This is a genomic window from Flavisolibacter ginsengiterrae DSM 18136 (genome assembly GCF_059568575.1).
In genome coordinates, this window is sequence record NZ_JCANTR010000008.1 from 94,654 (window position 1) to 116,247 (window position 21,594).

Genomic DNA, 21,594 nt, shown 5'->3' on the forward strand with positions numbered 1-21,594 from the left:
ATTACATTCGTAAGCATGAAGATTGCCATTATCAATGGGCCTAACTTGAATCTGCTTGGCAAAAGGGAGCCAGGTATTTATGGAAGTACTTCTTTTGAACAGTTTTTTGATGAATTAAAAAGGAAATACAGCCAGGTAGAACTACACTATTTTCAAAGTAATATAGAAGGGGAATTGATCAATGAATTACAAAGGGTTGGTTTTGATCATGATGGTATCATCCTCAATCCCGGAGGATATACGCATACATCTGTTGCCATAGGTGATACTTTAGCGGCTATTACCACACCCGTAGTGGAAGTGCATATTTCCAATGTACATGCCCGGGAAGATTTCAGGAAGCTATCACATGTTTCTGGTAAAGCGGTTGGCAGCATCATTGGCCTGGGCCTGAAAGGATATGACCTGGCTATTCAATGGTTTTTGATGAAATGAGTTGAGTGGTGGTTTTATCGAGGTCTATGATGACTCTCTGAATAAAATCCAACTGGTCTTTAATCAACTGATCATCCGGTGTAAGGTTTGCCGTGGATTGTGCAATGGATTCAATTGGTCTTTCATTCTTCAATAAATTCTTTCCACCCGTTTTAGCAATGGTTTGATTGATCAATACTGTTGATCGCTTAACAGATTGGATCAATATGGGTGCATGCACCATGGGTGTCTTATTAAGCAGGGATGTAACCACTGTGGCAATATTAGAAAACAAGATATGGTTCAAAACCACGAACTGGTGCATTACTTTGCTGTTCCGTTGTTTGTTTTTAGGTTCGGACAACATGCGCTGAAATGCAGCAGCTACGTTGGCGGAACTAACATACACTTCCTTTCTCACTAATTTATATTCAAGCAGGTTGATCTGTTTGCCGTAAAGACCCTCATAAATTTTATCCAGGTATTCTTTGTTTGCCTGCAGCATTTTTAATAAATAACCTTCCAGTTGCTCGGCTTCCCATGTGGGAAATAAAAAGTAACCCGCACTAAACGCAATGGTGCAACCCAATACGGTATCGAGTATCCGCTCTTTGGCTACATCCAGTACACTTAATCCCAAAAGGCTGAAAAGTATGAGCACAAAAGGAGTCAGGCAAAGTACCATAGCCAGGTAATTGATCCTTACCAGTGAATAATTCAGGATCATCAACACCACCATTATTGCAAATAATACTTCTTTATTAGAAACGAAAAGCAATAAAACTATTCCCAATAGCCCACCGATCACTGTTCCTGCAATCCTTTCAATATTTCTTTGCTTGGTCAGGCTAAATGCAGGTTTTAGCATGAATGTAATGGTCATTAATACCCAGTAGCTATGGTGTCCATAGGCAAACAGGTTTACAAATACATATCCGACAATTGCCGCTATGGCTACTCTTACTGCATGTTTAAAAGCGGAAGATTGTATGGAAAGGTTATTCCAGAAAATTTTTGGATCGAGGGATTGGTGCGAAACGAAATGGGAGTGGTCCAATGTGATTTTCTCTTTTCCAGGTGATTTTTTCTCAAAATATTCCTGCAATTCCAGCACCCGCTGCACCAATCGCCTGACATTGACAAGGATCTTCTTTAAAACAAGATTGCTTTCACCTTCTGCCTTCTCGGTTTCATTAATAGCATCTTTCAATTGAATAAGTTGTTGCTCAAAATCAAAACGTTGCTTATAGGGTCCATTTACCTGTATGGCAATTCCCATCTGGTCCAATTCAAACGCTACATCCTTGATGAACCATGAGATCTTTTCCAGGACACCTGTATGCTCATATCGTTTTCGCAGGGAAGCATAATCATAATAAGTGGCGGTGATATCTTCAAAAAGATCAACTGTTTCCACAAAGGTCAAGACCAGCTTTCTGCCCATAGAGGTACTTTCACTTACAATCTGTCTTGTCTTGAATAAGATTTCCCTAACAGCATCCTGTTTTTCATTGACCACAACCTGTTGTGATACCAATTTGGAGTAATCCTTGTCCAGGTCTGTTTTGGGATTATAAAAATCAGCCTTAATAGAAAGAAAGGTGGCGATATTCCGGATGCATTCACCCAGTATACGTTGCCCTGCCCTGTAGGGTTGGATCTTATAAAATGTAAGGCTTATTATTAAGTACCAGATAGCGCCCAGGAGGATCAGCACACTCTCACTTAATATCTGAGGCTTGGGAACTATCTTATCCATAGTCAATATCATGGCAAGAAGCGCCCCGCTGCCTACTGCACTTGCCCTTACACCATATACATTGAACATGGAAAAGAAAAAAGTGGAAAATAAGATAAGGGTTCCCATGGTGTACACATTGGAACTGGCGAGTGAAGTAAGCAGGGTGATAATAAATACGAATACCGCTGCAAAGAGCATCCCGTTGCGCTTATGAATGATGGGTCCGGGAGCATCAGCAAGACTCACACACAAAGCGCCCAGAGATATACTTAGACCGGCATTTAATAATTTGAAATAATACAGGATAAGGGCGGGAAGCAGGATGGAAATGGTAGTCCTGAATCCATCGGCAAAGGCCTGGCTATAAAAAAAGTATTGGATTTCCCTTGCTCGTGGCTGCATGAACTTAAATTTCTATGTCCTTTCTATGCTAAAGCTATGCCTGCAAATTTGATCATAATTAGTTTATCTTATAATTATAATCAGCCCGGATGAATTTTTTATGTAGTCATTTTGCAGTAATATGAAAGTCCCCATAGTATTTAAAACGCCAGAAGAAGCACTTGACATCATTCAATCCGGCAACCGGGTGTTTGTCCAGGGAAGCGCACAAACGCCAACCTGTTTGTTAAGAGCCCTGGCAAAACAGGCCTATCGGTTGAAAGATGTTGAATTGGTGTTTATAAGTATCTATGGTGACATACATGTGGATAGGCCGGATTTGGTAAATAGTTTCAGGATCAACTCCCTGTTTGTGTCAGCTGCCATAAGAAATGCTGTGAATGAAGGTCTGGCAGATTATGTGCCTGTTTTCCTGAGCGAGATACCGGAATTATTCAAACAAAATATTCTGCCTATTGATGTAGCCCTTGTACAGGTATCACCTCCAGACATACATGGTTATTGCTCCCTTGGAGTTTCGGTGGATGTGGCCCGATCGGCAGTAAATACAGCGAAATACGTAGTGGCACAGGTAAACCCCAATGTGCCCCGGACACATGGGGATGGGTTGATACATAGCAGTCGGTTTTATGCTATGGTGGATTGCAATGAACCACTTTATGAGGCAAATTTTGGTGAAAAAGCTGGTCCTGCTGAAATGCGCATTGGTGAATATGTGGCCTCACTGATCGAGGACAGGAGCACCCTGCAAATGGGTATTGGCTCCATCCCGGATGCAGTACTTCATTCTTTAGCAGGGCATAAGGACCTGGGTGTTCATACAGAGATGTGTTCTGATGGCATTGTGGACCTTTTTGAAAAGGATATCATCAACAATAAGTATAAACGTATTCATCCTCATAAGGCAGTAGCTGGCTTTGCACTTGGAACGCGAAGACTGTATGATTATGTAAACGATAATCCTGCCTTCCAATTCCTGGATATCGATTATGTCAACGATCCTCATATTATCAGGCGAAATAATAAAATGGTAGCAATCAATAGCGCTATAGAAATCGATATTACCGGGCAGGTATGTTCTGATTCCATTGGCACCTACCAGTTTTCAGGTGTTGGCGGGCAAATGGATTTTATGCGTGGAGCTGCCTTGAGTGAGGGGGGGAAGCCTATCATAGCCTTACCTTCCCGCACTGCCAAAGGGGTGGCCAGGATAGTTCCTATGTTAAAATCAGGAGCTGGGGTTGTAACCACAAGGGCCCATGTACATTACGTGGTGACTGAATATGGTATTGCTTATCTATTTGGGAAGAACCTCCGGCAGCGGGCAAAGGCCCTGATCAATATTGCACACCCCGATGACAGGGAAGCATTGGAACGGGCATGCGTGGAACGATTTAAAATATTCTGAGTAGTGCAGGCTTACCCAAGTAGAAAATTAAATATCCCGTTTATAGTTAGTTGCAGACTATTGTCAAGATTATTCCCCACTTCTACACCTTCATGCATAAGGATGAGCTTAGTTTAATGATAATTACAGGCTAAAAGGAATTGGCACATTTTTCTTTTTATCATATATAAATTCATTAAATTTAATAAGCCACTTCCTTTTGAAATCCTGTTCACTTCACGTTCCAGCTGACCATGATTCCATACCGGAAGGTAAATGAAGGAATAATTATGAGAATTTCACCTGTTGTGCTTCTGATACTTATAATATCCTGCACAAAAAAGAACCTTGAAACACCTGCTACACTACAACAACCTATTTCAACCAATACGATGGCAGGGAAGCCTGAAGCCTGCAACTTTGGTATACAGGTATTTAATAAAGCCAGGCGTGCAACTTTGCCGGATGCAAGTATTTTTAAAAAGAAACCCAGGCAGAGTGGCACCATAACACCCCCTAATGCGACAATTCTTTTAGATTTCGATGGGCAGGTAGTGGCCAATACATTGTGGAATACCTCAGGTCCTATCAATTGCGCCCCGGCTAATATTGCTGCCCTTGATGCCGATAAAATCATTGACAGGGTTAGCGAAGACTTTTCACCTTTTAACGTGGTAGTTACTACTGATGAAGATGTATATAATGCTACCAACCCGCAAAAAAGAATGCGTGTAGTTATAACGGAAACATGGGATTGGTTTGGAGTAGTAGGCGGCACTTCCTACAATAATTCCTTTGTATGGGGTAACAACACACCATGTTTTGTTTTTAGTACTTTACTTAGCTACAATGAAAAATATATAGCTGAAGCTATCTCGCATGAAGTTGGACATACGTTAAACCTTCAACACCAGGCCTTTTACGATAACGCAGGCAATTTTATTTCAGAGTATAATGAGGGCTCAGGCGATGGCCGGATAGGATGGGCACCGATAATGGGAATTGGTTATTATCGCAATGTAACCACCTGGTATAATGGCCCCACAGTTGGTGGGTATAAAAACCTGCAGGACGATGTTGCCATTATATCAAATGTATTAGGGTTGAAGCCTGATGATAATTCAGAAATGCATCGGTCAGACCGTTTCAACAGCATTGAAGAAGGGATCATTAACAACGGAACTGACATAGACTATTTCTATATTGATGTAAAGGATGGAGCTTCGATTGTTAAAGCAGAACCAAAATGCTTAGGTAATGGTGAAGGTGCTAACCTGGCATTGCGCATGAGGATCTTCGACAAGCAGGGTGTTTGTGTAAAAACCATTGAAGATCCAGGCGCCCTTTCTGCATCAGTGTCCCTGGCACCTGATAAATATTTCATTGGAATCGAATCCAAATCCATTGAAGGTGGATCCCGGAATGGAATGTTGGGAAGATATACTGTAAGTATACAGTAATCTTAAGGTTATTGTATACAGGTTATGGTTTAAGCGCTGTCTTCTGAACCTCCTCCAATGAAGCAACATACAGGCTGCGACCATGCGTTCCCAGTATAATATCATTATCTCTTTCCTGTATGGCAATATCATGTACAGGAACGGATTTGGGGAGCCCGGCATTCCAGGCCATGAAAGTTTTTCCCTTGTCAAAACTTACATACAAGCCACCGTCGGTGCCTACATAAATAATATTTTCATTTTTCGGATCTTCTTTTACTACATTGATTGATTCTGTAGGCAGATCTTTTCCAATGACAGACCATGTTGCGCCATAATCTTCGCTGGTGTACAGGTAAGGTGCAAAATCATCACTGCGATAACCATTGTATGAAAGATATACCCTTCCTTCCCTGAACCGGGAAGCGGTCAGCCGGCTTACCCAAAGATCTTGTGGCAGGATGGATTTCTTTTTTCCTTTTACATTGATCAAATTCCAACTGGCGCCTGCATCTTTAGTAACATAAATGTTTCCATCGTCAGTGCCGGTATAGATAAGGCCAAAGCGGAGAGGGGATTCAGAAATAGTTGTCAAAGTGCCATAGGGAATGTCACCTGCTCTTCCGCCTTTTGTCAGGTCACCTGTAAGAGCGATCATGGTATCTCCCTGGTTAAAAGAGCGGTGAAATTTATTGCTTCCAAAATAAACAATGTCATTATTATGGGGGCTAAGTAAGATAGGCGCCTGCCAGTTGAAGCGCAGGGGTTTTTCTCCCAATTCATGTTTAGGCGTTATGCTCTTTGTACCTTCCCTTGTTAAGCGGTTGGTACGTGAGTAATTTCCAAACTGCGAACCATAGTATGTTGTCAGGTTATCGCGCAGGTCTACCTGCACCTGCATGCCGTCTCCGCCACCTATGTTTTTAGCACGGTCTTCCAATTGTCCGAGCCCAGTCTCGGTAAAGGAATTACGAAAATTGGTCGAAGGCACATACCATACACCATTATCCTGCAAACCGCCATAAACATTATAAGGTTTGGCATTATCGACAGTAATATTGTAAAACTGGCCTACAGCCGGCGTATTGGCTTTGAACCAATGATCACCATTATCATAAGTGATATTAACACCTCCGTCATTTCCATTGATCAGATGTGAATCTCTTTTCGGATCTATCCACAGGGCATGGTGATCACTATGAACATTTTGTTTATCCATACTCTTCCAGGTCTTTCCACCGTCAACGGAAACCTGGGAGGTAAGTCCAAGTGTAAAAACTTTATCAGGGTTATAAGGTGACACATAGATCTTGGCGAAATAATAACCGTAAGAAAAAAATATTGCTATTTCTTCTTTATTCGTTTTGTGCCATGATTTGCCTCCATTATCACTTCTATATACTTCAGCACCGATGGGATTTCTCTCAAAACCAGTATTTACATATAAATAGTCATATAAAGAAGTTGGCTTTAATTGGTTGCGGGCAACCATTTCTTTCACCATACGTGCATTGTATTTTTGTAAAAGCCCGTTCCTTTTAAATAGAGTATCAAGCCTGTTTTCATTGAGGCTTGCAAATTGTTCGATGGAAAGGTTTTTCAATTCATCGAGTGCATACACCAATGTATCTTTTTTCGCGGTATCAGGCTTCGCCTGCTGGTTATCCAATATTGCATATACTATTTGAGGATTTTTTGGGTAAACAGTCACACCCATTCTGCCAATGTTCGCTCCGGATGGTAATCCTGATTCCTGGGTTGAGATAAGATTCCATGTATTGCCACCATTAGTGCTTTTATATAGTCCACTTGATTTGCCAGCTTCTTCAAAATTCCAGGCTCTACGGGTACGATACCAGGCTGCTGCATATATCTCGTCAGGATTTTGCAAGTTGATATCCATATCTACCACCCCCGTATTTTCATCTATTGCCAGGGTTTGTTTCCAACTCTTGCCTCCATCTGTAGTTTTGTAAACACCTCTTTCTTTATTGGGGGAATACAAATGACCCAGGACAGCCACCCAGGCAGTATTATCATCATTGGGATGTAGCAGGATCTTTCCAATATGATGTGATTCGGGCAGCCCCAGGTATTCCCATGTTTTACCCTCATCCCTGCTTTTATAAACTCCAACACCAGAGTAGGAAGATCTGCTGCTGTTAACTTCTCCCGTGCCTACCCAAATGGTGCGTGTTTTCCAGTTAACTGCAATATCTCCAATACTGATAACTTCAGCACTGTCAAAGATGGAGGTAAATGACTGTCCGTTATTAGTGGTATGCCATAAGCCACCTGAAGCGTAAGCAACGTAGAATTCCGTGGGATCTTCCGGGTTGGCTTCAATGTCATCAACCCTGCCACTCATGACAGTAGGACCGATATTCCTGAATTTGGTATTATTTACTAATGATCTTTGTACCAGGGCATGTCTTTGCCTTAAACTTTTCAACCGGGCATCTCCCGGGGTGTACCCGACCTGTGCATTTGACAAAATTGTAACGAGGAGAAGGATAAGGAAAGTGAGACAATAAGTTAATTTTGAATGCATAAAATCTTCCTTTGTACGTTTAAAGGATTTCAAACATACTAAACAATGCGCTACCTGTTCATTCTTATCCTTCTGGTGTCTGTATCTGCACAGGCACAATGGAAAAACTACATTATTGGAGCGAAAGGCGATACGTTAAACCGTATTGATATGAAGGGCCAAAAACAGGGGCCTTGGGTGGCACATGTGGATGATTTGAGAGGAGAAAGGGGGTATGAAGAAGAAGGTGTGTACTGGAATGATAAAAAAGAGGGTACCTGGCGTAGGTTTTCGCTTGAAGGTGATCTGATCGCTATTGAAAATTACAGGTTTGGTTACAAGGATGGAAAAAATACTTATTTCAATTACCAGGGAGAGCTAATGAGGGAGGAATCGTGGAGGGCTATAGATCCCCAAAACCCTTATGATACCGTTAATGTATATGATCTGCAGGATCCTACAAAGGTTGTAGGCAGGAAAGCCATTAAGGTGGAACCTAATTCCTATAAAAATGGTACATGGAGATTTTATGACCCGCAGGCGGGAACTATCGAAAAGACTGAAGAATGGGTGATGGATAAGCCAAAAGAAAAGCCCAAGCCTGTTGAAGATGATATGTCTCCCATAGATGTCAATACAGGTGAGGCCACGGTGAAGAAGGATGATAAGAAAGCAATGACCAAACCCCAGGCTGTATTGGATTTTGAAAAGAAGAATGCCGGGAAGAAGAAAATAAAAGTAAGAACAGGCAGCACCGGAGGATAAAATAATTTAAGGCACCTAACCCTGGTGCCTTTCTCAATTAATTTTTGTTCGCTTTCGTCTTTTGGCCAGGTGCAGACATTGTATTATACTTATTATCATTGCCCTCAAAAAAATTGTGGAAATATAAAAGCTGGTATTGTATAGCATTGGCCCAATAGACCCAATCATGTTTACCTGGTCTCTCAATATAATCGTGTGAAATTTTAAGATCCAGCATTTTTTGATGAGCCTCACGACTCATTTGAATGATATTATCCTCTGTACCGCAATCCATTATTACGGACAGTGAGTCTTTTCTTAGATGCTCCATTTCATTGATTATAGATAACTCCTTATAATAATGCCTGTTCTCCAGGGTATCCCCAAGCCTTTTGTCCACTTCATAACGCGGGTCGGTAATGTGATCAATAACAAGGGCACCGCTCATACTTCCGCAAGCTCCAAAAAATTCTGAATGCCTGAATCCAAGGAACAAGCCGCCATGACCACCCATGCTTAATCCTGTTATTGCCCTTGCCCGTCGATCCTTTACTGTTTTGTAATGGGAGTCAATAAATGCCGGAACCTCTTTTGAAATATAAGTTTCGAATTTCATGGTACTATCCACAGGGCTATCAAAATACCAGCTACTATACCCACCTTCAGGACATATAATAATAAGCTGGTACTGATCTGCATAATCCTTCAACCGGGGCACCTTTTTGATCCAATTGCTGAAAGCACCAGAATACCCATGTAAAAGGTAAACCACTGGAAAGTTTTTTTTCTTTTTATAAGAATCCGGAGTAATGACTACACAATTATAGGACCGGTGCATGGCATTACTGTATATACTCAGTGAGTCAACTTTGCCGGCAAAGGAAAAATTAAAATAAAGCAGGGAAAGGAATGTTATAAGGTATTTGCTCATAAGAAAAGAATGTTGGTAAATGTAACCAGGTGAGGTTAATTGTGTTCAGGTTTACTGGTAAATCATCAAATTACAAGTTATTATGAGAAGGGATTGATACACCGCAGCAATTTCTGCCTGGTAGGGGAAAATTGTAATAATTGGTTCTTTAGAATAACAAACTTCATGTATTTTTTGGGCCATCAAAAAGGGCAAAATTCCGTATCTTTTCCGCCTAATATTGAGCACTATGATTAAAATGCAAGTAATTGGCAATCTTGGAAAAGATTGCGTAGTAAACACAGTAAACGGAAGAAATGTAATCAATTTTACAGTAGCGCATACTGAAAAGTACAAGGACAGCCAGGGCAATAACCAGGAGAAAACTACCTGGGTTGACTGCGCCTACTGGACCGACAGAACAGCGGTAGCCCCATACCTTCAAAAAGGAACACAGGTTTTTGTGGAGGGTGCCCCTGAAGTTCGCAGTTTTACCCGTGCTGATGGTACAGCCGGAGCATCCCTTTCTTTGAGAGTAAGGGAAGTACAATTATTGGGTCGTAAAGGAGATAATGTTGGTGGAGGCCCAAGCCAGTATGAAGCACCATCTGCCAGTCGCCAGGAATCTTCAGCACCTGCCAGTGTTGATGATGTAGCTGATGATTTGCCATTTTAAGAATAACTTATTGCGATAGCTCAGGTAATGATTGTCTAATGCTCCTGGTAACAGGAGCATTTTTTTTGTAAGCATCTGATGAACATAACATTGTAAAGGGTGCGGCTTTTATCTCTTGCCTGTTTTGTTGTTTCTTTGCGCATGTCCCAGATTTTCAGTTACCGCGAATTATTTGATTTTGCCCAAAAGGTTTTTCTGCATATTGGCTGCAATGAAGAGGATGCAGCGCTAGCTACTAAAGTTTTGCTTTCTGCGGACCTGAGAGGTGTAGATTCCCATGGAATTGCCCGGTTAAGTGGGTATGTGCGTTTGTGGGATGCTAAAAGGGTCAATGCCTGTCCTGAAATTAAAATTATTCATGAAACACCATCTACCGCAACAGTGGATGGTGATAGTGGTTTAGGATTGGTTGTAGCCCCAAAGGCTATGAAGATAGCTATCGGGAAAGCGAAGCTCGCTGGTACCGGATGGGTGAGTGTTCAAAACAGTAATCATTTTGGTATTGCAGGGTATCATTCCATGATGGCGCTGGAAGAGGGAATGATCGGTATTTCAATGACCAATGCCAGTCCGCTGGTTGCGCCTACTTACTCCGTCGAAAGATTATTGGGAACTAACCCGATCTGTGTGGCCATCCCTGCCGGGGAAGAGCCTCCATTTGTAGCTGATATGGCCACTACAACGGCAGCCAATGGAAAGTTAGAAATATTGCAAAGAAAGGGAGGTGTAGCACCTCCGGGATGGATACAGGATAAATCGGGAAAGTCATCTACTGATCCCCATGAACTAAAAATTGGAGGGGCCTTATTGCCACTTGGAGGCGATAAGGAACACGGAAGTCATAAAGGGTATGCATTGGGAGCTATAGTGGATATATTTTCTGCCGTACTTAGTGGAGCCAACTATGGTCCCTGGGTGCCTCCTTTTCCCGCTTATGTTCCAATGCCAACCAATATGCCTGGAAAGGGCATCGGCCATTTTTTTGGGGCTATGCGCGTTGACGCTTTCAGGCCTGCTGAAGAGTTCAGGCAGCATATGGACCAATGGATACGGCGATTTCGGGAAGCCAAAACCGCTTCCGGTTTTGAAAAAGTACTGATTCCCGGTGATCCTGAACGGGAAATGGAAAAGATCCGAATGGAGAAAGGAATTCCATTACTAGGTCCTGTAGTTGATGATCTTCAATACCTGGCGGAAAAATTTGGACTGGATATGGCGAATGTCAAGGCCTGAAAACTTTGGTAGACCTATATTTGCGGCCAAATAAAGCTTTTAGGGAAAATGAAAGTTATGAAGTTTGGCGGCACCTCAGTAGGTAAGCCGCAACGTATGCACGATGTGGCCAGCCTTATCACCGCTGATAGCGAGCCAAAGATCGTAGTTCTCAGTGCTGTTTCCGGAACGACCAATGCCCTGGTGGAAATTGGAACTTCACTATCCAATGGAGATAAACAGTCAGCAAAGAGCAAGATTGATGCTCTGGAAAATCAATATAAAGAATTTATTGCCGAATTGGTGAAGCAGCCAACTTCAGTGCAGAAAGCTGAAAACATTTTAAAGGAGCATTTTGAGTTCCTCAACATTATATTGCGCATCTCTTATAATGAGGCACTTAATAAAGACATACTGGCGCAGGGAGAATTATTGTCCACTAAATTATTCAGTGTTTATTTATCTGAAAAAGGTATAGATCATGAATTACTTCCCGCACTGGAGTTCATGAGTATTGATGCCAATGATGAACCACAGGTGGAAGTAATAAGAGAGAAGTTGAAAAGGCTTTTGAAGCAGTATGGAGAGAAGTCATTATTTATTACACAGGGTTATATCTGCCGTAATGCAAAAGGTGAAGTTGATAATTTAAAAAGAGGCGGTAGTGATTACAGTGCTTCCCTGATAGCAGCCGCCATCAAGGCATCTGTCTGCGAGATATGGACAGATATTGACGGTATGCATAATAATGACCCCCGGATTGTAAATAAAACTGTTCCCATTGAGCAATTAAGCTTTGACGAAGCAGCGGAGTTGGCCTATTTCGGCGCCAAGATACTTCACCCTGCATCTATATGGCCGGCCCAGCAATATAAGGTCCCGGTAAAACTTCTAAATACAATGGCGCCTTCAGCTAAGGGAACTTTAATTGCTGAAGAAGCAGCTTCTAAAGGTGTTAAGGCTGTTGCCGCAAAAGATGGCATCCTCGCTATCAATGTAAAAAGTAGCAGGATGCTGCTGGCTTATGGATTTTTAAGAAAGGTTTTCGAAGTGTTTGAAAAATACCGGACTCCTATTGATATGATCACAACTTCAGAAGTTGCAGTTTCCCTAACCATAGATAACGAAAATTCACTACCGGATATCATCAGGGAACTAGAGGCATTCAGTTCGGTAGCAGTTGATAGAAATCAAACCATTGTATCAATTGTGGGTAATGAGATCGCCTCAGATGCCAATACATTAAAGAAGTTGTTTGATTGCCTGGCAAATGTAAATGTGCGCATGGTATCCTATGGCGGAAGTATTCATAATATTTCAGTATTGGTGGCGGCCGATGAAAAAAAGAAGGTGCTGCAACAATTAAACAGCGGCTTGTTTGGATTATAACATTTGGTAAACATCTATAATAAAAAAACCTCCCGGAAAGGAGGTTTTTTTATTATTCAATAATCAGGTTAAACGATCAGCAGGGCATCACCATAACTGAAGAACCTGTATTTGTCCTTGATTGCTTTTTTATATGCTTCCATTGTAAGGTCATAGCCTGCAAATGCACAGGTCATGATCAAAAGACTGGTTTTTGGAAGATGGAAATTCGTAACCAGGGAATCGGCAATATTAAAATCATAGGGAGGATGTATGAAAATATTAGTCCATCCTTCAGAAGGTTTTAATAGTTTTTGAGCGGTTACTGAAGATTCCAGTGCCCTCATGGTAGTGGTACCAATAGAGCAGATACGATGGCTGGTTTCTTTTGCCTTATTCACGATCTTACATGCAGCATCTTCAATGCGATAATATTCAGCATCCATCTTGTGTTTGCTCAGGTCCTCCACTTCAATGGGACGGAAAGTACCCAGACCGGTATGAAGTGTGACTTCGGCAAACCGGATACCCTTGATCTCGCAACGCTTGATCAGTTCGCGGCTAAAGTGTAAACCTGCTGTAGGTGCAGCAACTGCACCTTCATGCTTGGCATAAACAGTCTGGTAACGTTCGCGGTCTTCTTCATCCGGCTTGCGCTTGATATATTTAGGTAAAGGCGTTTCTCCATATTTTTCCAGTACCTGCCTGAATTCATCTTCTGAACCTTCATGAAGGAATTTGATGGTACGGCCACGTGAAGTCGTATTGTCTATAACTTCAGCTACCAGTTCTTCCGTATCCCCAAAGTATAATTTATTGCCTACACGGATCTTTCTTGCGGGATCAACGATCACATCCCAAAGTCGGTGTTCTTTGTTCAACTCACGCAAAAGGAATACTTCGATCTTGGCACCTGTCTTTTCTTTACGGCCATACATTCTTGCGGGAAAAACCTTTGTATTGTTTACTGTAAAAACGTCCTTGTCATCAAAGTACTCAAGGATATCCTTAAATAATCTGTTTTCAATCTGACCCGTTTTGCGGTGTACAACCATCATTCGGGCATCTTCACGTTTTTTAGCAGGATGTTGGGCAATGAGATTTAAGGGAAGGTCAAACTTAAATTGTGAAAGCTTCATGGACTGTTTTAGTGTTTATGAATAGCCAGTGACTTTGATCGGGCAGCAGGGAGGGGCAAGAGAAGGGGAGAAGAGCTAAGGGATTACCTTATGCTCATAGCCCTTAACATATACCTCGGTCTTACGGCACCGGGGAAGGTCATTTGGCTTAAAGGCCGCAAAAATAAGATATTTAAAAAAACAGGCCCTGTTTTTTTATAGAAAATGTGCCCGGAATGGTCTTTAAACCAATTTTGGGAGGTGCTTTTCCGGAAAAAATTTAGCCAAAGGCTTAATAAAAAGAGAAGTGTAGGCAAGAATAAGGAGTCTTCCTTTTAAAGGTCAGGTACTGATTCCAGTAACTGGCGGGTATAGGCATTTTGCGGATTCTTATAAATGTCTTCGGAAATACCTTCTTCCACGATCTTTCCTTTATTCATGACCATGATACGGTCGCTCATATATCGGACCACGGAGAGGTCATGGGAAATGAATAATAAGGTTAATCCCAGTTTAGTTTTCAATTCATTTAACAGGTTTAGCACCTGTGCCTGAACACTTACATCCAATGCAGAAACAGATTCATCACAAACAAGGAAATCAGGGTTAAGCGCCAATGCTCTTGCAATAACTATTCGTTGTCTTTGTCCACCCGAGAATTCATGCGGGTAGCGGTTCATAACGTTCCCAGAAAGATTTACCTGGTCTAAAAGTTTGGCAACTTTTGATTTTCTTTTTCGATTATCCATTTCCAGCCCGGCTATTTTCATGGGTTCTGCTATAGCTGCTCCAACCGTTAAGCGTGGATTCAGTGAGGAATAAGGATCCTGGAAAACCAACTGTACATCTTTTCTTAAATGTTTGGTCTCTTCAGTGTTTAGGTGAGTGATATTCTTCCCTGCATATAGAATTTGCCCTTCTGAAGGCTCAATAAGTCCTAAAATTGTTCTGCCCAGAGTTGTTTTTCCACACCCTGATTCGCCTACCAAACCTAAAGTCTCCCCCTTATAAACGGAAAAGCTTACGTGGTCTACCGCGGTAAAATGGCTTTTCACTTTCCCGAAAAAATTGCTGCGTGAAGGGAATCTTACTACCAGGTCTTTTACCTCCATGAGTATTTGCTCTTTCGAGTTGTTCCTGGTGCCTGTATTTTCACCGGGTTCATTTTTTATTCCTTCAAGGAAGTCGCTCACCACCGGAAGTTTTTCACCTTTTGAATGTAAAGCTGGCCGGCAGACAATAAGTGCCTTTGTATAGGGGTTGATGGGGTGGGTAAATATGTTGCTTGTTGTATTTTGTTCTACTATGGCTCCTTTGTACATGATCACTACCTTGTCTGCAATATCTTTAACCACACCCAGGTCATGGGTAATGAAAATTACGCCCATATTTTGTTGCTGCTGCAAATCCTTGATCAACAGCAGAATGGTTTTTTGAACAGTTACATCCAGGGCTGTAGTAGGTTCATCGCAAATCAACAATGAAGGATTGCAACACATAGCCATAGCTATCATCACCCTTTGTTTCTGGCCGCCACTTAATTGGTGTGGATACTTTTTAAAAGTAGTTAGGGGGTCGGGAAGCTTTACTTTTTCCAACCATGAAATAGTTTGTTCTTTAGCTTTTGCAGCAGATATTTTCTTATGGGTCTGCAATGCTTCCATCACCTGTCTGCCACAGGTAATTACAGGGTTAAGAGAGGTCATGGGCTCCTGGAATATCATTCCGATCTTGTGTCCCCTGATCTCCTGGATGGTTGTTGCAGAACATTGAAGAAGATCTATGCTTTCAGATCCATTCTCTGAAAATAAAATTTTTCCATTATTATATTTTGCCGGTGGTGAAGGCAACAGTTGCAATATGGAAAGTGATGTAACAGATTTGCCGGAACCACTTTCACCCACAACGCCAACAATCTCACCCCGAAACACATCTAAAGAAATATTTTTAACAGCCGTGAAGGTTTGTTCTTCCGTCACAAAATCAATCGATAGATCCCGGATGCTTAAGAGTGGATTCATGTATTAACCTATTTGTAGGTGCCCGGAAGCACCTTGATCGATAATTGTTTGTGAGGCACAGGATAATACATCATGCATACAGCGCACTTTTGTACAGTGGTTTTATCCAGGACGAAATAAAATTCCTGTCCTTCCTGGATGTCTGCAGGGAATGAACACCTGCTTCCCAGCGCAAATACATTAGAGTAAGATTTCCCCGTACTTTCATTGGTCCATTTTTGCACAATAAGACTTGTATCCATGTCACCACCAATCAGCTTTATTGTATAATTCATACAAGCTGCTTTGATTTCCAGCCTGCCTTTAAAACAAGAAGCATTTCCAGGCTTAACAGTTTTGCATGACCAAACCATTAAACAAGCCACCAGGTAGAAGAGTACTTTCATATTTAAAAGCGAAGATGTCTTACTGTTAACCCATTATTGATCAACTGCTTTAATGAATCGATGCCAATGCGTATATGCCGTTCTACAAATTGCTCTGTTACTTTTTTATCACTTTCCTCTGTTTTTACACCTTCAGGTGTCATTGGCGAGTCTGATACAAGCAACAATGCCCCGGTAGGAATTTTGTTGTAAAAGCCCACTGAAAATATGGTAGCTGTTTCCATGTCTATGGCATAAGCCCTGATCTGTTGAAGATATTCCTTGAATTCTTCATCATGTTCCCAAACCCTTCTGTTGGTAGTGTATACGGTTCCGGTCCAATAGTCTACCTCATATTCCCGTATGGTGGTTGAAATGGCTTTTTGTAATGCGAACGCAGGAAGCGCAGGTACCTCCACCGGGAAATAGTCATTAGAAGTTCCTTCACCCCTGATAGCGGCAATTGGTATAATAAGATCACCTAATTTATTCCGCTTTTTCAAACCGCCGCATTTTCCAAGAAATAACACAGCTTCGGGTTGAATGGCTGTCAATAGATCCATGACTGTGGCTGCTGTAGGACTTCCCATTCCGAAATTAATTATAGTGATCCCATCTGCCGTAGCGCATTGCATTGGCTTGTCTGTTCCTATAATTTTAGCTCCATGCCATTGGGCAAACAATTGTACATAATTGCTGAAGTTTGTCAGTAATATATACTTTCCAAAATTTTCCAGAGGCTGTCCTGTGTACCGTGGCAGCCAGTTGTGAACGATGTCGTCTTTAGTCTTCATGGCTACGAATTTAATGATTAGGTTTGATGCATGATAGCAGTTCAATTTCCGGAGCCGCAATTCAATATCAAGGTGGAGGGGAATAAGCGCTTCATTTTTGATGCTATACGTAGATCATGGCTTCTTTTGACTGAAGAAGAATGGGTGCGCCAGAATTTCATAAATTACCTTGTTCATCATTTAAAATATCCATCTTCTTTGATAGCGGTGGAGAAAGAAATTCAACTCAATGAATTAAAAAAACGCTTTGATGTTTTGGTTTATGATACCAACCATAAACCATGGATGATCATAGAATGTAAAGCCCCGGAAGTTAGTTTGAATGAAAATGTATTGCAGCAGGTATTACGTTATAATATGAGTGTCCCAGTAAATTTTATCGTGATCACTAATGGGCATGTGACTATTGGATGGGAAAAAACAGGTAACTCCTTATCACAGATAATGAGTTTGCCTGAATGGGAAACCGGGGAATAGATATCTAATTACCTGCCCGGAAACATAAGTTACTACATAAACAAAAGACCACCTGATCAGGTGGTCTTTTGTTTATAACTGAGTGCATTTAGAAATCTTTCTTTTCTTTTGCTTTCTGCATGGGATTGACACCCTGGCTTTGACCGCGGGCAGCTCCCTGTTTAGCTTTGAACACTGCAAATTTGGATGGTTCCTGTTGAACATTTCCCCAGGTATTGTTGCTTTCATCTATATCCGCTGTTTCGCGCATAGGATCCAGTTTGATACCTGCCACTTCTTTATCTTTCATAAAGAACTTGGTCACATGGTTTTCATTCAATCTCCATACTTGCGCAGGTATCCTGTCTACTTCCTTTGAGCCATCTTTGAAAGTCCATTCAACAATAATTGGCATGACAAGTCCACCTTTATTGGTGAAGCTTAATTCGTAAAAATATTTAGTGGCAACTTCCTGCTGTTCAGAATCATTCAGAGGTTCTACATTGGGACCACTTGCGGTTACTTCATATTTTGTTGAGTCATAAGGTTCTAGTCCCCTGTCATATCTCCAGTAAAAATCGCGCAGGGAAGTATCCACATCTGTCTGGAATTTAATTGATGCGTCTTGCCTATTCCTGATCTTGGAAATATCTTCAAAAGAATTGACCATTGGTTTTGGTAATGATTGCAGGTTTCCCTCATTACCTCGGCGTCGTCCTGTAGGCAATTCTTTGGATGCTACAGCACGGGCATATTTTACAGAATCCAGGGAAATGTCAGTTGCATCTGTGCTATAAAACCAGCCTCTCCAGAACCAGTCAAGGTCTTCGCCACTTGCATCTTCCATAGTGCGGAAAAGGTCGGCAGGGGTTGGGTGTTTAAAGGCCCAACGGCGAGCATATTCTTTAAAGGAATAATCAAACAGCTCGCGACCCATGATAGTCTCACGCAGAATATTTAAACCTGTTGCCGGTTTGCTATAGGCGTTAGGACCAAAACCAATAATGTTTTCCGAGTTGGTCATAATGGGTTCCAGTTGGTCCTTTGGCAACTTCATGTAATCAGTTATGGTAAATGCCGGTCCGCGGCGTGAAGGGAATTTATTATCATACAATTCCTCAGTCAGGTATTCAACAAATGTATTGAGGCCCTCATCCATCCAACTCCACTGGCGCTCATCGCTATTAACGATCATTGGGAAAAAGTTATGACCTACCTCATGGATGATCACTCCGAGCATTCCATATTTAGTATTCTCACTATAGGTACCGTCTTTTTCAGTACGGCCATAATTGAAACAGATCATTGGGTATTCCATTCCATTAGCTGCTTCCACACTTTGTGCTACAGGATATGGATATGGTATCGTGAATTTGGAATAGCTCTTAATAGTATGCGCAACTGCTTTAGTAGAGAACTTACGGTATAAACCATAGGCCTCTTTACCATAAAAACTCATACACATGATCTTTTTGCCTTCAACGGTTGCAAGCATAGCATCCCAAACGAACTTCCTTGAAGAACCCCAGGCAAAATCTCTAACATTTTCAGCCTTGAAGATCCAGGTTTTCGTTTTGGTGCTTTTTTGTTTTTCAGCAGCTTTAGCCTCTGCCAGGGTTACTACCTCAACAGGCTCTTTGGCCGTTTGCGCTTTTTGCCACCTGCCAAATTGTGCCGGGGTTAGAACCTGCTGATAGTTCAGGCATTCACCTGTTGATCCTATAATATGATCCGCAGGAACGGTCATTTGTACTTTAAAGTTTCCAAAGGTCAGTGCGAATTCTCCACGGCCTGTAAACTGGTGATTTTGCCATCCCTGGAAATCACTGTACACACAAAGGCGAGGGTACCATTGTGTCATGGTAAACAAATGATTGCCATCCTCAGGGAAATATTCATAGCCCCCACGGCCACCAATACTCATGCGGTCAGCAATCTTATAGTTCCAATCACAAGTAAAGATGAATTTCTGACCTGGCTTCAAAGGAGCAGGTAAGTCAACACGCATCATCGTTTTGTTTACAGTGTACTTCAGCGATTTGCCCGTAGCATCTGATAATTTCACAATGTTGACTCCATAACCATTTTCCTTATTATTATCCTCCATAGCCTTTATTTGCTGAAGAGTAGCATTTTGAGGCATGCTATTACTGTTTTGGTAATTAGCATTTTTTGAATTGGAATGCTGGTTCTCATCTAACTGCAACCATAAATAAGTGAGAACATCAGGAGAGTTGTTATAATAAGTTACTGTTTCACTACCAGTTAATTTAAGATTAGGTTCATCAAGTGTTGCCTTGATATCATAATCACATCGTTGCTGCCAGTACTTAGGTCCTGGTGCACCACTTGCTGTCCGGTATTCATTAGGAGTCGGAAGGGTAGTACCCATTTGCTCAAACTTGTTGGCATGATTTGAGCCTGGATTGTTTTGAATGTTTTGTGCATTCGCTGTGGCTATTAGCCCGGCTGATGCAAAAAACAAGAAAACTTTCTTCATGTGTGTTTATTATTTATAGTGTTAAAAAGTAAATACGCTATTTATTTAAAGCTTTATTCTTACTGGTTGTGTAAGCCCTGGCACCTAATCTTTTTTTAAATCAATTGATTTATTGATATTCCTCTTTCCCTAATATGAAGCATTGTCATTACCATTGGTTTTTGATAAGAATGGTGATTTATTGAAATAGTATTGGAATGGTTCTTCTTTTCAGGCCATCTTTGGGCAGCCATTTCCAGGGCCAGGGCCATAACGGCCGAAGACAAGAATATCACCCAATCACGCCTTGTAACCTTCCACATTCCTACAGAAAGCTCCGCCAACAACAGCACCATAAAAACAATGAGTATTTGGCCTGACTCAAGTCCCAGGCTAAAACTGAACATGGACCAGGCAAAGCTTTGATCCTGGGCAAGAAGCATTCGCAGTGTATTGGCAAATGCCAGGCCGTGGATAAGTCCAAAGAACAGGGCAAGGAGATAATTGATCTTAATGGCCTTTGATGAGAAATTTTTCAGGAATAGATTGGATAATGCCGTAAATACTATAGTACAGGGGACTAGAAACTCTACCCAGCTGGATGATATTTCTAACAGATCCAGGCTACTTAATACAAGTGTAATGGTATGGCCCAGGGTAAAAGCCGTAACAAGCACTAAAACCTGTTTCCAGTCTTTAAGCATATAAACAGCAGCAAGAGCTGCGATGAAGAAAATATGGTCGAGGGCGTCTAAATTGATAATATGTTCCCAACCAATCTTAAAATAAAAACCAAAATCATTCATGCTTGTGAAAGTAAGGGACATGAAGGAAGGATATTTCTTTCTTCATGCTTTTCGGAATCAGACTATTTAACCTTTTTTAAAGTTGAGGCTTCAAAATAAACCAGACTTTTGTAAATGAAAAATAAACTTTGCTGATGGTTGTTAAATTATTTAAATGGTTTGCCTTGAGTATTCTTTGGTGGGGTACTGCGTTTACAACCGTTCCAGGTAAGCATGAACCTGCCAATTCACCATCTGCCATCGTTTCTCAAAAGGCTGCCTACCATCCCTTTTTTGTATCTGTGACAGAGATCAACCAAAACCTGAAGGAGAAAACCCTTGAGATCAGTTGTAAGTTATTTGCTGAAGATTTTGAAACAACCCTGAATAAGGAATATAAAACTCCTGTTGAGTTTACCGAGGCAAAAAGTAAGGCTGTTTTGGATATATTAATTCCTGATTATGTAAACAGGCATTTGAACATTGTTGTTGACGGCAAACCTGTTAAACTTACATATGTAGGTTTTGAAAAGGAAAAAGAGTCCGCATTTTGCTATTTCCAGGTAGAAGGAGTGGGAGCGTGTAAGAAATTGGATGTCACGAATTCGTTGTTGCATGATTTCAATGATGGCCAGATCAACATTGTGCATGTTGTAGTAAATGGCAAGCGTCAAAGCACCAAGCTGGATTTTCCGGCCAGGCAGGCCAGTTTTACTTTTTAAGTACTAATACCTCTTTACTCGTTTAGTACTT

The 21,594-nt window shown here is 41.4% G+C and carries 18 protein-coding genes; 9 read left to right on the forward strand and 9 right to left on the reverse strand.

Annotated features, from left to right (window positions below; all coding sequences use genetic code 11):
• The first annotated feature begins 15 nt into the window (after positions 1-15).
• The gene (gene aroQ, locus BP74_RS10230) at positions 16-435 is read left to right on the forward strand and encodes a type II 3-dehydroquinate dehydratase (RefSeq protein WP_496373722.1); all 420 of its coding nucleotides are present in this window, start codon (positions 16-18) and stop codon (positions 433-435) included.
• Here aroQ and BP74_RS10235 read toward each other — a convergent pair.
• Positions 410-2,557, reverse strand: a complete 2,148-nt coding sequence (locus BP74_RS10235; RefSeq protein ID WP_496373724.1) for an FUSC family membrane protein — start codon at positions 2,555-2,557, stop codon at positions 410-412. The genes aroQ and BP74_RS10235 overlap by 26 nt on opposite strands.
• A gap of 121 nt (positions 2,558-2,678) precedes the next feature.
• On the opposite strand from BP74_RS10235, the gene BP74_RS10240 reads away from it, so the two are divergent.
• Both BP74_RS10240 and BP74_RS10245 read left to right on the forward strand, forming a co-directional pair.
• Positions 2,679-3,965 (forward strand): acetyl-CoA hydrolase/transferase family protein, encoded by a 1,287-nt coding sequence (locus tag BP74_RS10240; protein WP_496373726.1) that lies wholly within the window; start codon positions 2,679-2,681, stop codon positions 3,963-3,965.
• A 269-nt stretch (positions 3,966-4,234) separates the two neighbouring features.
• Complete coding sequence (locus BP74_RS10245) at positions 4,235-5,404, forward strand: zinc metalloprotease (protein ID WP_496373728.1); 1,170 nt, start codon at positions 4,235-4,237, stop codon at positions 5,402-5,404.
• Positions 5,405-5,426: 22 nt separating this feature from the next.
• On the opposite strand, the gene BP74_RS10250 is transcribed toward BP74_RS10245, so the two are convergent.
• Positions 5,427-7,934 (reverse strand): WD40/YVTN/BNR-like repeat-containing protein, encoded by a 2,508-nt coding sequence (locus tag BP74_RS10250; RefSeq protein WP_496373730.1) that lies wholly within the window; start codon positions 7,932-7,934, stop codon positions 5,427-5,429.
• Between the two features lie 45 nt (positions 7,935-7,979).
• On the opposite strand from BP74_RS10250, the gene BP74_RS10255 reads away from it, so the two are divergent.
• Entirely contained in the window at positions 7,980-8,678 is a 699-nt protein-coding gene (locus BP74_RS10255) for a toxin-antitoxin system YwqK family antitoxin (RefSeq protein WP_496373732.1), read from the forward strand.
• Between the two features lie 37 nt (positions 8,679-8,715).
• Here the strand turns inward: BP74_RS10255 and BP74_RS10260 are convergent, their stop codons facing one another.
• Positions 8,716-9,588, reverse strand: coding sequence for an alpha/beta hydrolase (locus BP74_RS10260; protein ID WP_496373734.1), 873 nt, complete (start codon positions 9,586-9,588; stop codon positions 8,716-8,718).
• Positions 9,589-9,817: 229 nt separating this feature from the next.
• Here BP74_RS10260 and BP74_RS10265 point away from each other — a divergent pair, with 229 nt between their 5' ends.
• From BP74_RS10265 to BP74_RS10275, 3 genes are all read left to right on the forward strand, one after another.
• On the forward strand, positions 9,818-10,243 hold the full coding sequence (locus tag BP74_RS10265) for a single-stranded DNA-binding protein (RefSeq protein ID WP_496373736.1): 426 nt from the start codon (positions 9,818-9,820) through the stop codon (positions 10,241-10,243).
• Between the two features lie 141 nt (positions 10,244-10,384).
• Positions 10,385-11,476: an Ldh family oxidoreductase gene (locus tag BP74_RS10270; protein ID WP_496373738.1), complete on the forward strand. Its 1,092-nt coding sequence runs from the start codon at positions 10,385-10,387 to the stop codon at positions 11,474-11,476.
• Between the two features lie 48 nt (positions 11,477-11,524).
• The gene (locus BP74_RS10275) at positions 11,525-12,844 is read left to right on the forward strand and encodes an aspartate kinase (protein ID WP_496373740.1); all 1,320 of its coding nucleotides are present in this window, start codon (positions 11,525-11,527) and stop codon (positions 12,842-12,844) included.
• A gap of 68 nt (positions 12,845-12,912) precedes the next feature.
• Here the strand turns inward: BP74_RS10275 and queA are convergent, their stop codons facing one another.
• The 4 genes from queA to BP74_RS10295 all read right to left on the reverse strand — a co-directional run bounded on the left by queA (position 12,913) and on the right by BP74_RS10295 (position 17,121).
• Positions 12,913-13,962, reverse strand: a complete 1,050-nt coding sequence (queA, locus tag BP74_RS10280) for a tRNA preQ1(34) S-adenosylmethionine ribosyltransferase-isomerase QueA (protein ID WP_496373742.1) — start codon at positions 13,960-13,962, stop codon at positions 12,913-12,915.
• 314 nt (positions 13,963-14,276) lie between these two features.
• Complete coding sequence (locus BP74_RS10285) at positions 14,277-15,962, reverse strand: ABC transporter ATP-binding protein (protein WP_496373744.1); 1,686 nt, start codon at positions 15,960-15,962, stop codon at positions 14,277-14,279.
• 8 nt (positions 15,963-15,970) lie between these two features.
• Positions 15,971-16,348, reverse strand: a complete 378-nt coding sequence (locus BP74_RS10290; protein ID WP_496373746.1) for a hypothetical protein — start codon at positions 16,346-16,348, stop codon at positions 15,971-15,973.
• A 2-nt stretch (positions 16,349-16,350) separates the two neighbouring features.
• Complete coding sequence (locus BP74_RS10295; RefSeq protein WP_496373748.1) at positions 16,351-17,121, reverse strand: AMP nucleosidase; 771 nt, start codon at positions 17,119-17,121, stop codon at positions 16,351-16,353.
• A gap of 30 nt (positions 17,122-17,151) precedes the next feature.
• Between BP74_RS10295 and BP74_RS10300 the strand changes: the two genes are divergently transcribed.
• Positions 17,152-17,598 carry a type I restriction enzyme HsdR N-terminal domain-containing protein gene (locus BP74_RS10300; protein WP_496373750.1) on the forward strand — a complete coding sequence of 149 codons (447 nt, stop codon included), beginning with the start codon at positions 17,152-17,154 and terminating at the stop codon, positions 17,596-17,598.
• An 88-nt stretch (positions 17,599-17,686) separates the two neighbouring features.
• Here the strand turns inward: BP74_RS10300 and BP74_RS10305 are convergent, their stop codons facing one another.
• Both BP74_RS10305 and BP74_RS10310 read right to left on the reverse strand, forming a co-directional pair.
• A complete protein-coding gene (locus BP74_RS10305) occupies positions 17,687-20,077 on the reverse strand; it encodes a M1 family metallopeptidase (RefSeq protein ID WP_496373752.1) in 2,391 nt (796 codons plus the stop codon).
• A 95-nt stretch (positions 20,078-20,172) separates the two neighbouring features.
• Positions 20,173-20,883: a HupE/UreJ family protein gene (locus BP74_RS10310; protein WP_496373754.1), complete on the reverse strand. Its 711-nt coding sequence runs from the start codon at positions 20,881-20,883 to the stop codon at positions 20,173-20,175.
• A gap of 113 nt (positions 20,884-20,996) precedes the next feature.
• Here BP74_RS10310 and BP74_RS10315 point away from each other — a divergent pair, with 113 nt between their 5' ends.
• Positions 20,997-21,563 carry a DUF6702 family protein gene (locus BP74_RS10315; protein WP_496373756.1) on the forward strand — a complete coding sequence of 189 codons (567 nt, stop codon included), beginning with the start codon at positions 20,997-20,999 and terminating at the stop codon, positions 21,561-21,563.
• Positions 21,564-21,594 lie beyond the last annotated feature (31 nt).

Bases quoted from the DNA above. Each gene is read 5' to 3' on its own strand.
- aroQ (WP_496373722.1), top strand. From the start codon at position 16: ATGAAGATTGCCATTATCAATGGGCCTAACTTGAATCTGCTTGGCAAA.
- BP74_RS10235 (WP_496373724.1), bottom strand. From the start codon at position 2,557: ATGCAGCCACGAGCAAGGGAAATCCAATACTTTTTTTATAGCCAGGCC.
- BP74_RS10255 (WP_496373732.1), top strand. From the start codon at position 7,980: ATGCGCTACCTGTTCATTCTTATCCTTCTGGTGTCTGTATCTGCACAG.
- BP74_RS10265 (WP_496373736.1), top strand. From the start codon at position 9,818: ATGATTAAAATGCAAGTAATTGGCAATCTTGGAAAAGATTGCGTAGTA.
- BP74_RS10310 (WP_496373754.1), bottom strand. From the start codon at position 20,883: ATGTCCCTTACTTTCACAAGCATGAATGATTTTGGTTTTTATTTTAAG.
- BP74_RS10250 (WP_496373730.1), bottom strand. From the start codon at position 7,934: ATGCATTCAAAATTAACTTATTGTCTCACTTTCCTTATCCTTCTCCTC.
- BP74_RS10305 (WP_496373752.1), bottom strand. From the start codon at position 20,077: ATGAAGAAAGTTTTCTTGTTTTTTGCATCAGCCGGGCTAATAGCCACA.
- BP74_RS10300 (WP_496373750.1), top strand. From the start codon at position 17,152: ATGATAGCAGTTCAATTTCCGGAGCCGCAATTCAATATCAAGGTGGAG.
- queA (WP_496373742.1), bottom strand. From the start codon at position 13,962: ATGAAGCTTTCACAATTTAAGTTTGACCTTCCCTTAAATCTCATTGCC.
- BP74_RS10245 (WP_496373728.1), top strand. From the start codon at position 4,235: ATGAGAATTTCACCTGTTGTGCTTCTGATACTTATAATATCCTGCACA.
- BP74_RS10295 (WP_496373748.1), bottom strand. From the start codon at position 17,121: ATGAAGACTAAAGACGACATCGTTCACAACTGGCTGCCACGGTACACA.
- BP74_RS10290 (WP_496373746.1), bottom strand. From the start codon at position 16,348: ATGAAAGTACTCTTCTACCTGGTGGCTTGTTTAATGGTTTGGTCATGC.
- BP74_RS10275 (WP_496373740.1), top strand. From the start codon at position 11,525: ATGAAAGTTATGAAGTTTGGCGGCACCTCAGTAGGTAAGCCGCAACGT.
- BP74_RS10240 (WP_496373726.1), top strand. From the start codon at position 2,679: ATGAAAGTCCCCATAGTATTTAAAACGCCAGAAGAAGCACTTGACATC.
- BP74_RS10285 (WP_496373744.1), bottom strand. From the start codon at position 15,962: ATGAATCCACTCTTAAGCATCCGGGATCTATCGATTGATTTTGTGACG.
- BP74_RS10260 (WP_496373734.1), bottom strand. From the start codon at position 9,588: ATGAGCAAATACCTTATAACATTCCTTTCCCTGCTTTATTTTAATTTT.
- BP74_RS10315 (WP_496373756.1), top strand. From the start codon at position 20,997: ATGGTTGTTAAATTATTTAAATGGTTTGCCTTGAGTATTCTTTGGTGG.
- BP74_RS10270 (WP_496373738.1), top strand. From the start codon at position 10,385: ATGTCCCAGATTTTCAGTTACCGCGAATTATTTGATTTTGCCCAAAAG.